This window comes from Staphylococcus sp. SUC_1.2 (assembly GCF_026222585.1).
In genome coordinates, this window is the sequence record NZ_JANJPM010000045.1 from 1 (window position 1) to 12811 (window position 12811).

General features: G+C 30.4%; 22 protein-coding genes and 1 riboswitch. Of the genes, 9 read left to right on the plus strand and 13 right to left on the minus strand.

The window, feature by feature from the left end; genetic code table 11:
- Nucleotides 1-17: 17 nt before the first annotated feature.
- Nucleotides 18-212, minus strand: a complete 195-nt coding sequence (locus tag NR218_RS11635) for a CsbD family protein (RefSeq protein WP_011276307.1) — start codon at nt 210-212, stop codon at nt 18-20.
- Between the two features lie 168 nt (nt 213-380).
- Between NR218_RS11635 and NR218_RS11640 the strand changes: the two genes are divergently transcribed.
- Entirely contained in the window at nt 381-545 is a 165-nt protein-coding gene (locus NR218_RS11640) for a hypothetical protein (protein WP_016931019.1), read from the plus strand.
- A 47-nt stretch (nt 546-592) separates the two neighbouring features.
- Here the strand turns inward: NR218_RS11640 and NR218_RS11645 are convergent, their stop codons facing one another.
- The 7 genes from NR218_RS11645 to NR218_RS11675 form a co-directional block, all read right to left on the minus strand.
- A complete protein-coding gene (locus NR218_RS11645) occupies nt 593-1408 on the minus strand; it encodes a MetQ/NlpA family ABC transporter substrate-binding protein (RefSeq protein ID WP_011276309.1) in 816 nt (271 codons plus the stop codon).
- Nucleotides 1409-1428: 20 nt separating this feature from the next.
- Nucleotides 1429-2124: a methionine ABC transporter permease gene (locus NR218_RS11650; RefSeq protein WP_011276310.1), complete on the minus strand. Its 696-nt coding sequence runs from the start codon at nt 2122-2124 to the stop codon at nt 1429-1431.
- Nucleotides 2117-3142 (minus strand): methionine ABC transporter ATP-binding protein, encoded by a 1026-nt coding sequence (locus NR218_RS11655; protein ID WP_011276311.1) that lies wholly within the window; start codon nt 3140-3142, stop codon nt 2117-2119. The genes NR218_RS11650 and NR218_RS11655 overlap by 8 nt, the downstream gene beginning before the upstream one ends.
- An 84-nt stretch (nt 3143-3226) precedes the next feature.
- A riboswitch (SAM riboswitch) is annotated at nt 3227-3332 on the minus strand.
- 57 nt (nt 3333-3389) lie between these two features.
- Nucleotides 3390-3686 carry a thioredoxin family protein gene (locus NR218_RS11660; RefSeq protein WP_011276313.1) on the minus strand — a complete coding sequence of 99 codons (297 nt, stop codon included), beginning with the start codon at nt 3684-3686 and terminating at the stop codon, nt 3390-3392.
- On the minus strand, nt 3679-4065 hold the full coding sequence (locus tag NR218_RS11665) for a toprim domain-containing protein (RefSeq protein ID WP_011276314.1): 387 nt from the start codon (nt 4063-4065) through the stop codon (nt 3679-3681). The genes NR218_RS11660 and NR218_RS11665 overlap by 8 nt, the downstream gene beginning before the upstream one ends.
- 191 nt (nt 4066-4256) lie before the next feature.
- A complete protein-coding gene (gene gcvH, locus NR218_RS11670; RefSeq protein ID WP_011276315.1) occupies nt 4257-4637 on the minus strand; it encodes a glycine cleavage system protein GcvH in 381 nt (126 codons plus the stop codon).
- A 115-nt stretch (nt 4638-4752) separates the two neighbouring features.
- Nucleotides 4753-5106, minus strand: a complete 354-nt coding sequence (locus tag NR218_RS11675; protein ID WP_011276316.1) for an arsenate reductase family protein — start codon at nt 5104-5106, stop codon at nt 4753-4755.
- 141 nt (nt 5107-5247) lie between these two features.
- Here NR218_RS11675 and NR218_RS11680 point away from each other — a divergent pair, with 141 nt between their 5' ends.
- Nucleotides 5248-5571, plus strand: a complete 324-nt coding sequence (locus tag NR218_RS11680) for a thioredoxin family protein (protein ID WP_011276317.1) — start codon at nt 5248-5250, stop codon at nt 5569-5571.
- A 170-nt stretch (nt 5572-5741) separates the two neighbouring features.
- Here NR218_RS11680 and NR218_RS11685 read toward each other — a convergent pair whose 3' ends face one another.
- Both NR218_RS11685 and aroD read right to left on the minus strand, forming a co-directional pair.
- Nucleotides 5742-6281 (minus strand): nitroreductase, encoded by a 540-nt coding sequence (locus NR218_RS11685; RefSeq protein ID WP_011276318.1) that lies wholly within the window; start codon nt 6279-6281, stop codon nt 5742-5744.
- A gap of 70 nt (nt 6282-6351) precedes the next feature.
- On the minus strand, nt 6352-7077 hold the full coding sequence (gene aroD / locus NR218_RS11690; RefSeq protein WP_016931016.1) for a type I 3-dehydroquinate dehydratase: 726 nt from the start codon (nt 7075-7077) through the stop codon (nt 6352-6354).
- 162 nt (nt 7078-7239) lie between these two features.
- On the opposite strand from aroD, the gene NR218_RS11695 reads away from it, so the two are divergent.
- The 3 genes from NR218_RS11695 (at nt 7240) to NR218_RS11705 (ending at nt 9178) form a co-directional block, all read left to right on the plus strand.
- Nucleotides 7240-7662: an organic hydroperoxide resistance protein gene (locus tag NR218_RS11695; RefSeq protein WP_016931015.1), complete on the plus strand. Its 423-nt coding sequence runs from the start codon at nt 7240-7242 to the stop codon at nt 7660-7662.
- Between the two features lie 276 nt (nt 7663-7938).
- Entirely contained in the window at nt 7939-8430 is a 492-nt protein-coding gene (locus NR218_RS11700) for a GNAT family N-acetyltransferase (protein WP_016931014.1), read from the plus strand.
- Between the two features lie 130 nt (nt 8431-8560).
- Nucleotides 8561-9178 (plus strand): LysE/ArgO family amino acid transporter, encoded by a 618-nt coding sequence (locus NR218_RS11705; protein WP_016931013.1) that lies wholly within the window; start codon nt 8561-8563, stop codon nt 9176-9178.
- A 187-nt stretch (nt 9179-9365) separates the two neighbouring features.
- Here NR218_RS11705 and NR218_RS11710 read toward each other — a convergent pair whose 3' ends face one another.
- Complete coding sequence (locus tag NR218_RS11710; protein ID WP_016931012.1) at nt 9366-9974, minus strand: histidine phosphatase family protein; 609 nt, start codon at nt 9972-9974, stop codon at nt 9366-9368.
- Between the two features lie 226 nt (nt 9975-10200).
- On the opposite strand from NR218_RS11710, the gene NR218_RS11715 reads away from it, so the two are divergent.
- A complete protein-coding gene (locus NR218_RS11715) occupies nt 10201-10443 on the plus strand; it encodes a hypothetical protein (protein ID WP_011276324.1) in 243 nt (80 codons plus the stop codon).
- Here the strand turns inward: NR218_RS11715 and NR218_RS11720 are convergent.
- Nucleotides 10435-10638 (minus strand): sterile alpha motif-like domain-containing protein, encoded by a 204-nt coding sequence (locus tag NR218_RS11720; protein WP_016931011.1) that lies wholly within the window; start codon nt 10636-10638, stop codon nt 10435-10437. The two genes, NR218_RS11715 and NR218_RS11720, sit on opposite strands and share 9 nt — an antisense overlap.
- A gap of 550 nt (nt 10639-11188) precedes the next feature.
- On the opposite strand from NR218_RS11720, the gene tsaA reads away from it, so the two are divergent.
- The 3 genes from tsaA (at nt 11189) to lnsA (ending at nt 12356) form a co-directional block, all read left to right on the plus strand.
- Nucleotides 11189-11446 (plus strand): type II toxin-antitoxin system antitoxin TsaA, encoded by a 258-nt coding sequence (gene tsaA / locus NR218_RS11725; RefSeq protein WP_016931010.1) that lies wholly within the window; start codon nt 11189-11191, stop codon nt 11444-11446.
- Nucleotides 11447-11468: 22 nt separating this feature from the next.
- The gene (gene tsaT, locus NR218_RS11730) at nt 11469-11657 is read left to right on the plus strand and encodes a type II toxin-antitoxin system toxin TsaT (protein ID WP_011276326.1); all 189 of its coding nucleotides are present in this window, start codon (nt 11469-11471) and stop codon (nt 11655-11657) included.
- A gap of 141 nt (nt 11658-11798) precedes the next feature.
- Nucleotides 11799-12356 (plus strand): lipoprotein N-acylation protein LnsA, encoded by a 558-nt coding sequence (lnsA, locus tag NR218_RS11735; RefSeq protein WP_301401055.1) that lies wholly within the window; start codon nt 11799-11801, stop codon nt 12354-12356.
- Between the two features lie 47 nt (nt 12357-12403).
- Here the strand turns inward: lnsA and NR218_RS11740 are convergent, their stop codons facing one another.
- On the minus strand, nt 12404-12640 hold the full coding sequence (locus NR218_RS11740) for a hypothetical protein (protein WP_016931008.1): 237 nt from the start codon (nt 12638-12640) through the stop codon (nt 12404-12406).
- Nucleotides 12641-12811: the final 171 nt, after the last annotated feature.

Sequence of the window (12811 nt, forward strand, 5' to 3'; positions counted from 1 at the left end):
TTTATGATATAGACAAATTATTTGTTATCGTTATTACCTTTTACTTTATCGATAAGGTCGTTAGCTTTATTTTTAACGTTTTCAACTGCTTCTTTGGCTTTACCAGAAGCTTTATCGTTTTGACCTTCTTTTTCTAAATCTTTATTGTCAGTTACGTTACCAACAGTTTCTTTTAAGTTACCTTTTGCTTGTTCAAATTTATCTTCAGCCATTTAAAATTCCTCCTTGATTGTCTGTATCTTCACTTAATGATTAAATACCCCTATAATCTTATCATTAAACACCTTATTCATAAATTTTATATATTATAGAATATTTTCATTCTATTGAATAATTCTTATATAATGACACTGTAACAATAAAATTAAAGGGGGTATATGATGAAATTTATTAATTTTACCGCTATGACTGAAAGTGGTTTAACTAAAAAAGTAAATCGCTTTTTAGAGGAGAACCCGTATATCGAAGTTATTAAATTTGATTATACAATGGGATCTGGTGGACAAGGCGTCGGTATATTGTATAAGGACAGAAAATCTTTCTAAATAATAGAAACTCCGTAATCAAAATGGTTACGGAGTTTCTTTCATTATTATTTCGCTGGTACAACTGCACCTTTATATTTGTCTTTAATGAAATCTTGGATTTCTTTAGATTGTAACACTTCAATTAAAGCTTTAATTTTTTCATCATCTTTATGTCCTTTTTGAACTGCGATTAAGTTAGCATAAGGGTTGTTATTTGGTTTTTCAATAGCAATTGAATCTTTTTGAGGGCTTAAGCCTTGATCAATCGCATAGTTAGAGTTGATGATTGCAGCATCTACATCTTCATTTTGATAGATTTTTGGAAGATATTCTGCTGATTGTTTACTGTTGAATTTAATGTCTTTTTTGTTTTCAGTGATATCTTCGAATTTAGCATCTTCGATTTTTACACCTTTTTTAATTTTAATTAATCCTTCATCAACAAAGAATTTTAAGAAACGTCCTTGTTCAGCTGGGTTATTTGATACATAAACTGTTGCACCTTTAGGAAGGTCTTTTAAACTTTTATATTTTTTAGAGTAAACAGCCATTGGTTCTAAGTGAACTTTACCTGCGTCTTCAATTTTGTATCCTTTTTCTTTACTTTCAGTTTTTAAATAAGGTACATGTTGGAAATAGTTAGCATCCAATTCACCTTTATCTAATAATTTGTTTGGCGTAGTGTAATCATTAATTGTTTTAATTTCTAAGTCATAGCCTTTCTTTTTAAGTAAAGGTTTAGCCTTTTCAAGAATTTCAGCGTGAGGTGCTGGAGATGCGCCTACAACAATTTTTTTATCTTTATCCCCACTACCATTACCACAAGCTGCTAAAACGACTGTTAATGTTAATACTAAAAATAAGCTTAAAAGTTTTTTCATTGAATCATTCCTCTTTTCTTTTAGCGTTTGTCAATTTTATTTGTAATCCAATCCCCAATAAATTGAATTATAAATACGATAATTAAAATAAATACAGTTGAAACTAAAATGACATCGTTTTGGTTACGAGTGAAACCTGTTAAGTAAGCTAAGTTACCTAAACCACCTGCACCAATTACACCTGCAATTGCAGTAGAACCAACTAATGCGATTGCTGTTACAGTAATACCTGAAACTAGTGCTGGCATTGCCTCAGGTAGTAATACTTTTCGGACAACTGTCCAAGTACTAGCTCCCATTGACCAAGCCGCTTCGATAACACCTTTATCTATTTCTTTGAAGGCAATTTCTACTAATCTTGCATAGAATGGTGCTGCACCAATAACTAGAGCTGGTAAGGCACCAGTTGGACCACTTATTGTTCCAAGGATCACACTTGTAAATGGAATTAATAACAAGATTAAAATGATAAATGGAATCGCTCGGAATAAGTTAACAATAAATGAAACGATGCTATAAAAGACTCTAGCACCTTTAGAATTACTCTTAGCTGATAAGAATAATAATACTCCTAAAATCAATCCAAAAATAAATGCGAAAATAGTTGAAACTACAGTCATATATAATGTTTCATAAATGGCTTGCCATACTTCAGGCCATTGGACGTTAGGCATTGTAATCATCTCTTTAAAAATATCACCATAAGATTTATCCATGCTTAACCACCTCCACATTTACATGTTGCTGATGTAAATCTTCTTTAAATGTCTCAAACTCTGTTTCAGCAATATGTGGAATATGAACCACCAAGAACCCGACAGAACCACCACGGGTATTTTTTATGTTTGCTTCAAGAATATTTATATCAATGTTATGCGTTTTACTTATGTAAGATACAACTGGTTCAGTCGTATTACCACCATTGAAATTAAGTCTAACAATGTATGCATCTGAATCTAATGGTTCTAGATGTTTGATTGATTCTTCAAAATCATCATCCAAATCATCTTTCACAAATCGTCTTGTAACTTCATGTTGTGGATTTTCAAATACTTGCGTTACTTTACCTTGCTCAATTACACGTCCACTTTCCATAACGGCTACTTCATCACAAACACGTCTGATAACATGCATTTCATGAGTGATAATCACGATTGTAAGGTTTTCACGTTCTTTAATTTTTAGCAGTAGGTCTAAAATCTCATCTGTTGTTTGTGGATCTAATGCGCTTGTAGCTTCGTCACATAAGAGGACGTCAGGTTCATTAGCCAAAGCTCTTGCAATACCCACACGTTGTTTCTGCCCACCTGATAATTCTGATGGATAAGCATTTTCTCTGCCATTTAAACCAACAAGGTCAATTAATTCTTTCGCCCTTTCATTTGCTTTGGTTTTAGAATACCCTGCAATTTCTAAAGGGAACGTGATATTTCGAAGTACTGTTCGTGACCATAATAAATTAAAGTGTTGGAATACCATACTTACTTTTTGTCGTTTTCTTCTTAATTCTGCTTTTGAAAGTTTGTTAATATTATCGCCATCTATAATAATATCGCCAGAAGTAGGTTCTTCTAAATTATTGAACATTCTGATTAACGTACTTTTACCAGCACCAGAGAATCCGATAACTCCGAAAATAGAGCCCGTTTCTATATTTAAGTTAACGTTATCAACTGCTAGTACATCTTTATCTTTAGTGTGATAACGTTTTACAACTTGATTTAACTCAATCACGTTTAGTGCCTCCTTAAAAATCATTATGTAATTAAAAAATGCTTTCTCACTTTAGCAAAGTTGAGAAAGCATTGATTCATCTTTCTCTCATCTTCTAAAGTAATCAACTTTATGTGAATTGGCACCATTTCTATAACTAGACGGTTGCCGGGCTTCATAGGGCACATCCCTCCACCTCTCTTGATAAGAATTTTCGCACTATTTAATTAATTTATATCCTACCATTGCACTATAATTTCGTCAATAATTATTTTAACTTTTCTAACAAATAAGGAACAGATTGAAAAGCATAGATTCTATCTATTTCTATATCTTTATTCATTACTATTAGAACAGGAACTGACATAATTTTGTTACGCTCACTATATTTAGGATGGTAATTCAAATCGATTTTTTTAACGGGTAATTGTAGTATTTCATTCGCAATATCTAGCATTCGCTCTGACATTTTACAAGTACCACACATCGGTGTGTATCCAAAAATTAGATGTTTTTCTTTATTAAAATTCTCACAAATATCTTCTATTTCTACAGATTTACTCATGCATGATTACTAACCTTTCAGTCGTTAAATTAGGAATTAGACGTTTCTCTTTACGAACTGTAAAACCATGTTTACTCAATACATGCGCAAGATAATTCTTTGGGCATCTAGCTACCTCACAAAATGTTTTATCCACATAGATATGTTCACATTCGCTAAGATGACGTTTAAACCATTTTCTTATCTTTTCACCTTCGTCATCTGAGTCTGCTAGAACAAAGACTTGCTTTTCATATAATGTTTCAATCATGTCATCTAATTTATCAATACTCATTGTACCATGCGTACAAATAATATTTATAGGTTCAGCGATGACTTGTTGTACTCTCTTCTTATCAGATTTGCCTTCAACAATAATAACTTTATTTAAAATTGCCATGATAATCCACCTTCTAAGTCGATAATAAACAATCAGTTACTTTTTCACATAACGCTAATAGATTAAACATTATTTACGATTACTTAACATTTTATATCAACAAAGTATAAATTTTAAAATTTGTTGATTATTATTTACAAAAAATAGGCAAAATAAAAACTCCATGACCGCAATCAAGGAGTTTAAATTAATTATTCACCAATCATTTCTTTGTATTGATCAGCTGATAATAAATCATCTAATTGGCTTTCATCGCTAAGTTCAACTTTAACCATCCATGCTTTCTCATATGGTGATTCGTTAACAAACTCAGGACTATCTTCTAATTCTTCATTTGATTCAACAACTTTACCAGATACTGGCGCATATAATTCAGAAACAGTTTTAACTGATTCTACACTACCAAAAGTATCCCCTTCGTTGATTTCGTCATCAACTTCTGGTAATTCAACGAATACGATATCACCTAATTCACCTTGTGCGTATTCAGTAATACCAATTGTTACTGTGTTGCCTTCAACTTTTACCCATTCATGTTCTTTAGAATATTTTAATTCGCTCGGTACTGCCACGAGAATCCCCTCCTAAAATTAATTACAATTTAATGATGCCATACCGTAAGTTTTCATTCAACTATTAAAACAAAAAGTTACAATAATTTATATAATTAGAATTTGTAATTTTAAACTATAACCAAATTTCTTTGTATTGATCTTCTTTAAATCCTAATGTGATATTATCTCCAGCAATAGCTAATGGTCGTTTAACTAACATGCCATCTGAAGCTAATAAATTTAATTTTTCATCAGTTGATAAATCTTTTAATTTATCTTTTAACCCTAGTTCTTTATATTTAGCACCATGGGTATTAAATAATTTATTAACCTCTACACCTGTTTTATCGATAATTTCTTCAAACTCTTTTTTAGTTGGTGTGTGTTGTACAATATCAATTGGTTCGTAACTTACGCCATGTGTATCTAAAAATTTTGCGGCTTTTTTACAAGTTGTGCAATTTGAATATTGATAAAATTTAATCATTCAGATGTAACCTCCTATTCTGTCTTAATTTAAATATATCAGATAATCTATGTAAACGCTCTATATTTTAAGCTTAATTTTTTAATTAAAGGAAATTATTCGTTATAATACATTTAGTAATTATCTAAAGGAGCGTTTATTATGCAAAGTATTAATACAACTGATGCGTTTAAATCAACAATTGAAAGCGATAAACCAGTTATCGTAAAATTTGAAGCTGGTTGGTGTCCTGATTGTAAATCTATGGACATGTGGATTGATCCAATCGTCGAAAAATATAATGACTATGATTGGTATACTGTTAACCGTGATGAACTCGAAGATGTAGCTGCAGATAATGATGTAATGGGTATTCCTAGCTTATTAGTATTTGAAAATGGCAATAAACTTGCGCATTTACACTCTGCTAATGCTAAATCACCTGAACAAGTAGAATCATTCTTATCAGAAACATTTAATAAATAGGATATAGAATAGTTATCTAATTTGAAAAATTAATTTGATGATACTATTCTGGCATAGATGACTAGAACTGAATAAAGTTTGTTATAGATGCTTTCTCAGTTCTGTTAGCTATGCCCGTGTAATAATAAAGACGGTTGAGACATTTATTTGTCCAGCCGTCTTTATTAATTCTAGTATTTTGAAATTAAATGTTTGTTTTTACGCGGTGCTTTTGGTGGCACTTCTTCTAAATCTGTTAGGTAAAGGAAACCTGCAATGACTTCATCTCCATGAACGCCAAATACCTTACGAACTTTAGGTTCAAAAATGTATGGTGGTGTCTTCCAACATGTACCAATCCCTTGTTCATGTAATAGCAACATTAAGTTTTGAGCATACGCACCCATTGCAAAAAAGTTTTCACGATTTTGTCGTTGTCTTGGGTCAGTTTTAAGTACTAACACTAACATACCACCAAGATTAGTCACATTATTATAATGATCTTCTTGTTTCTCAGGATGATTTGGAAATGCAAAATGCGTTACATCTCTGCTCATTTCACCTAATCTATCTTTGGCTATATGGATAATTCTCCATGGTTCTCGCATGCCATGGTTTGGAGCATCTGCAGCTTTTTCAATCGCTTGATAAAGCTTATCATCATCTATTGTCATATCATGTTTGAATTTCTTTATACTTCTTCTTGAAGCAATTGCCTCTTGTAATTCCACAATTATCGCTCCTTATTGTTGATAACTCTTCTCAATTATAAAACCTTTACCTCTTAATTTCAAATGTATCTTAATGATTACTATAAAATAATAGTTGTTGTTTTAAAGTTTTAACATGTATTTGTCCAGGCGCTTGGGGCTCACCTAAACATCCATAGGATACAGTGCCTCCAAACACACCTTGAGCTGTTCTACTAACTAAGCCAACACTAGACATAGAAATACCAATCACCTTAGCATCAAGAGTGTCGGCACTTGTTGCTACCGCTTCAAGCAATGTAGCTACGTCTTCTTTGTCTTGTGGCATGACAGCTATTTTGACATAATCTGGGTTTAATTGATTCATTTTATAATATGTGAATTTTAAAATATCTATATCAGGTGTTTCTTGAAAATTATGATAAGATACAACAACTTGTTTATTATATCGATGTGCTAGGTCAATTAAATCACGATGCGTGAAAACATCAAAATCACTATTCCATTCAATATCAATCATTGGGCAATGATGATTTTTAATAATTTCTTTTAATAATGTCATGTATGCTTCATATGTCATTTCACCTTTACCGCCTTGTGAGACCGTGCGATACGTTACCAAGACGTTAGCGTTTATATTTAATTCTTGTAGTTGTTCTAAATTGGATTTAAGCAATTCAAGGTGTCGATCTTCCCATTGGTCAATTCGTAATTCGATTATATCAATATCATTACTATATTCTTTGATATTATTTATTGTTAATGTATCCAGTAATTGATTGGGAGCAACTGTGGCAGCCACTTCAACATTCGTCATAATGATCCCTTCTTCCTCAATTTAACTTGTATTTATTTTAAACTATTGGCTGTCTCTCTCCAACCTTGAGTAACTTACTTTTCAATAAAATTAATATTCAATGATTTAAAATTATGTAAATGGGTAGATAATATATGTATACAAATTTAGGAGGTAATAATAATGGCAGTTCAATATGAAACAAAAGCTACTAACGTTGGTGGACGTAAAGGACATGTAAACACTGACGATAATGCAATAAATGTAGATGTATTACCACCACAACAAGCGGACGGAAATGCAACTAACCCTGAGCAATTATTTGCTGCTGGTTACGCTTCATGTTTCAATGGTGCGTTCGATCTTATCTTAAAACAAAATAAAGTACGTGACGCTGAACCAGAAGTTACTTTAACTGTTCGCCTTGAAGACGATCCTGATGCGGAAAGCCCAAAATTAAGCGTAGCGATTGATGCTAAAGTTAAAAATGTATTGTCTCAAGAAGACGCTGAAAAATATTTACAAGATGCACACGAATTCTGCCCATATTCTAAAGCAACTCGTGGTAACATCGATGTTGATTTAAATGTTCAAGTAGTAGATTAAATTTATATATAAAATAAATATGTGATTATTTTTAATCATATACTAATTTTTAGACACAAAAATCTTTTCAAGGATTTTTGTGTTTTCTTTTTTTGTGAATTTTTCAAATTTAAGTTATTCTATAAATACAGTAAATAATTAACTTTATAAAACATTTATACATATTAAAACTCAAATAGTTTTTTATAAAATCATTTTTATACCAAGTTTTTTGATTTTAACCTATTATATATATAAGTAAGAAACGTTAAACTATGACAGTTATGGGAGGACATGATGACTAATATTCGTATACTAAATCAAAATGATTTAGACCATTATACTCAACTATTATTCAGCAACACGCACACTTATTCGTGGGACAAAGTCTATTTAGAAAATCTTTCAAACGAAGATCTTAAACAAATGCTATCCGATGAAGATGAATTTTGTAATATTATCGGTGCTTTTAAAGATGATAAACTTGTAGCATGTGTTACTTTGCGTCAATTAAAGCAAGTTGGAAGTTCGCACAAAGCTATGATAGAGAATTTATTTTTACTTGATAAAAAAGATGAAAGTACGATTTTAAATTTAATGCAATTTGCTATAGATCACGCTAAATCTCGCAACATTGAAAAATTGATGACTTGTGTAACTTCTAATAACATTAGTGGTAAAATCTTTTTCTCATCTATAGGATTTGAAACTTTGGGTCTCGAACCGAAGTCTTCAAAAATTGGTGACGAATATTTCGATGTTCATTGGCTGTTGTATGATATCGTTTAATCCCTTATTTTAACTATACTATTAAAAATTTTTCTCTAGACATTTAATTTATAGCCACTTTAATAATTGATATATTCTAAATTTTCAGATTTTATAAAATTTAAAAATACTTAAGTCTAGGGGGATAAAATTGTTAGAAGCTATTTTTCATGGAGTATTGTTAGCTATAGGCTTAATACTACCATTAGGCGCTCAAAACATATTTGTTTTTAACCAAGGCGCTAACCAAACGAAATTTAGGCGTGCACTTCCTGCTGTTATTACAGCTGGTTTATGTGATTCTTTACTCATCATACTAGCAGTGGTTGGCGTGTCCCTTATACTTATGTCATTTCCAATACTTCAAATGATTGTTTACATAATAGGATTAGTATTTCTACTTTATATGGCGTGGACATTGTGGCATGAACAAAGTAGTGATATTGATGAACAAGGTGGCATCTCACCTGCAAATCAAATAAGCTTCGCACTTTCTGTTTCATTACTTAATCCTCATGCAATTATGGATACCATTGGCGTAATAGGTACAAGCGCTTCTGCCTATGGTGGTTCAGGAAAGGTAGCCTTCACTGTTGCGACAATTAGCGTTTCATGGCTATGGTTTATCTTTCTATCTATTGCTGGTCGTACTGTAGGTCATTTTGATAAATCAGGTCATCTATTAATCTTACTAAATAAAATTTCAAGTATTATTATCTTAATTGTTGCATTAATGATACTTCAAAAAATTTATCAACTCATATTTTAAAGGTGTTTTTCTAAACAATAGTAGCAGGCTAGAACTTAAAATAACTTATCATAAGTGTTTTTAGGTTCTAGCCATTTCTGTTTTGAAGATTTAAAAAGCAAAAAACCTCTACAAGTAATTGACCTTGTAGAGAATGTTGAGTTACTATTTTATTTTTTGACTTGTGTCTATCTATATTTGCTATATTTTAATTTTCATGTTTAGTAATTTCTCCGTTTTCTGGATCAATCTTTTCAATAAACTGAAATTCATTATTTCTATATTCAAATTTTAGAATATGACAATTGCCAATAAAGTAATTAATTGCATCTGTATCTCCAATAACTTTTCTTAAAAATACGTCAATCGTAGTTCCATGACTTACAACTAAATTCGAATCACTATCTGATGTGCGCATTATTTCAGTTAATGTACCTATAAAACGTTCTTCTACTTTATTTTTAGACTCTCCGTCAAACACTACTAAACGATCCCCAAAAGCATCTGTAATATCATAATTTGCATTTAATAAATCATTACTTTCGCCTTCTAAAATACCAAAATGCCATTCTTTGAGTCCCTTTAAACGGTTATAGTCTTGGTTTGGTGCGACGCATTCCAATGTATCACATGCGCGTTCAGAGCTCGATGAATATAAATTTCCAAATGAAATATTATGTTCGTTAAAATATTGACCAGCTTGTTTGGCTTGAGAGGTTCCTAAACTTGTTAAAGGAGAGTCACTTGCCCCCTGCACCTTACCTCGTAAATTAAACATTGTTTGTCCATGTCTCATTAAATAAAGTGTTTTTGACATTGTATACACCTCAAACTTAGTTTTTGTTTCAAATTACTGACATTAATTGAACGCTTTTATTTGTTATTAACCGTTCTAAGTACAATTGTATTTTCGAGTAATAGTATACATTAATTTTTTAATTTTCAAAAACAAGAACATAGAAAAAATTTATAAAGTGGTTTGGGTCCCGTCATGGTGGGTATAAAATATTATAAGATTCACAATTCTAAAAGGAGTGTCTTTCATGAGCGACCATAATCAATATAATTATGTTAATCCAAATAAGCTCTCGTTAGATTGGGAATGTTTAATCATAAGTAAAACAGATATGTTATTAGATGGTGTTCCAAAAGAATTAATTAATTCTTGGATGGACAGAAATATTATTGAGCCTTTTTCAATAAAAGATAATGAAATTAACTTTAAAACTAAAGATGTGTGGAATGCGCTAAACACCCAAAATTGGTATTACGCTCACTCAAATTAATTTATATAGACTTATTGCTCTATTAGTACTTTCAATAAGTTGATGATCGGCGTAGTTAGACATAACATACGATCTAATAGCTTTGTTATTTCGTTCATGTTTTGGAAACTCACAGTCGTTTTCAATATATTGAGCTAAAATTCCTAGAGGTGTATCATCGTTTATAAACCCAATTACAAAATCATAGAATGTCATAGTTCCTCTCCTCAGTTTAATTAATCTCTCTTAAAATATTTCATTATTAATATTGTCTAAACATATAAGATAACTCAACTTTAATATGTAATTAGCAACTTTTGCTTGTTTCTAGTATATAACTCATTGCATTAAATATACTGTTTAAGATTATTAAATCATTTACCCAATAATTAATCACTAAATTTGTTATTTATTAAGATGGTAACTTGTCGTAATTGTTACAATATGGTGAAGAAATCGAAGTTCATTTGTTTAGTTACGTAGCTTCATGCAAAAATGAAAATAAATATTAAAACATTCATCAAAAGTTATAAGGGATGTTGTGTCAGCCGCTTCATTAAGTTGGTTGGCATTTTTGTATATAAAGAAGATTAAATATAAGTTTGATATTTATTACTGCTCACTTTTACAATATTAGCAACTAAATTTTTGACAAAATCTAATATTAAGATAAAAACATACAATTACTTTGATTAACTCATTTTACCGGTATACAATAAATGATATGATTATATAAAGTTTTACTATTTAATAAGAGGTGACACCCATGAATAATAATAAAATTTTTTGGATAAATATTTTTATTACGCTATTATTTTTGGGTTTCAATATCATTGTTACTTACAATGCAGAATTAGATGATTTCTTCTGGCTAATTCCAGGACTTACAATTAGTGGTATCACAATTGTACTAAGCTTAAGTACTGCGCTCATTTGCAAGAACCTGGTTAGCGAAGTTATTTTTCTAATCAATATTGCTATGCTTTTATACTACATTTATCCTATAGTATATACATTCTTTTAATATAAATTTAGGAGGCTTACACATGAGTTTGCATTTAACTATATTGTTATGGCTTGGTATCATTTTTGTAATAGCAGCCTCAATTATATTGGGCTTATTACTTAAATCTAAAAAAGAAGAACGTAAAGAATCCTATTTAGGTTTTACCGTAATATTTTATATTTTTGGATTTGCTTTACTCATCTACGTATTCATATTTGGTATATTATAGCGTAGAATTAAAGAACAAAATGACACTGTTATTTTTGTTCTTTTTTATTTATATCTATATGTAATATTCATTAATAACTCATCAAATATGATTTATTAATTTCTAAGGAGTATCAAAGTGAAATATTCAATTTCTCCATTTATAAAAATATTATTTGTTACACTGATAATTCTTATAACTTTTCCAACACACTTATTAGCTTATACGAGTAACTCTAATCCACTTTCATCAACTGAAGATGATTTTGATTTACAGCCAGGTGATATTATACTTACTAAGGGCCCAGTTTTATATGGTTTCTTTGGTCATTCTAGTATCGCACTTGATCACGATACCGTTTTACAAATAGAAGGCCCTGGGGACAAACCTATTACAGAGTCGTTCCATTCTTTCAAACAACGATTTGGTGAAGGCAAAGATGATTGGATTAAAATCTATCGTTGTTCTATGCCTGGAGCTGGAGAGAGAGCCGCTAAATGGGCTGAAGAACACTATAAAGATACAGATAAGACATATCTAGTCACTTTAAATCTTAAAAGTGAAAGATTTACATACTGTACTAAGATTATTTATCAAGCTTATAAATATGGCGTAAGTAAAAATTCAATTAACGAACATGGCTTACTCATCATTTCTCCATACGCGCTTGTAGATAATTTCACGAAAAATTATCAACTCAAATTAGTTAAACAATATTAAATATCCATAGTAAAAAGAGTAGCTTTGAAATAGCTACTCTTTTTTCGCTAGACAGTTTCCTTGAAATAATTTATGAAATGCTCATTTTCTTCTAATAAATCAATATAAGAAATAGAGCTAAACGGGATAATACGCGTACAATTTTTTAAAGGATAGATAATAATTTCATTTTCATAATCTAGATGAATATCATTTTCTAACACCATTTTTTTAGAACCCACTACAATCGCAATTGCTTTAAAATCATTATTATCAAAGTACTTTTTTAATAATTTTTTATCCATGTTATCTCACATCCTATTCACTTCATATTTACCATTATTTTGTAAAATAATAATGAACTTACCTTATAATTTATGTAAATATATCTTTTAAAATATTTTCAAAAATTTAAAACATTTACTAGTCATTTCGTTATAAAATAATATTATATTAAATTTAGGAGTGACTATATT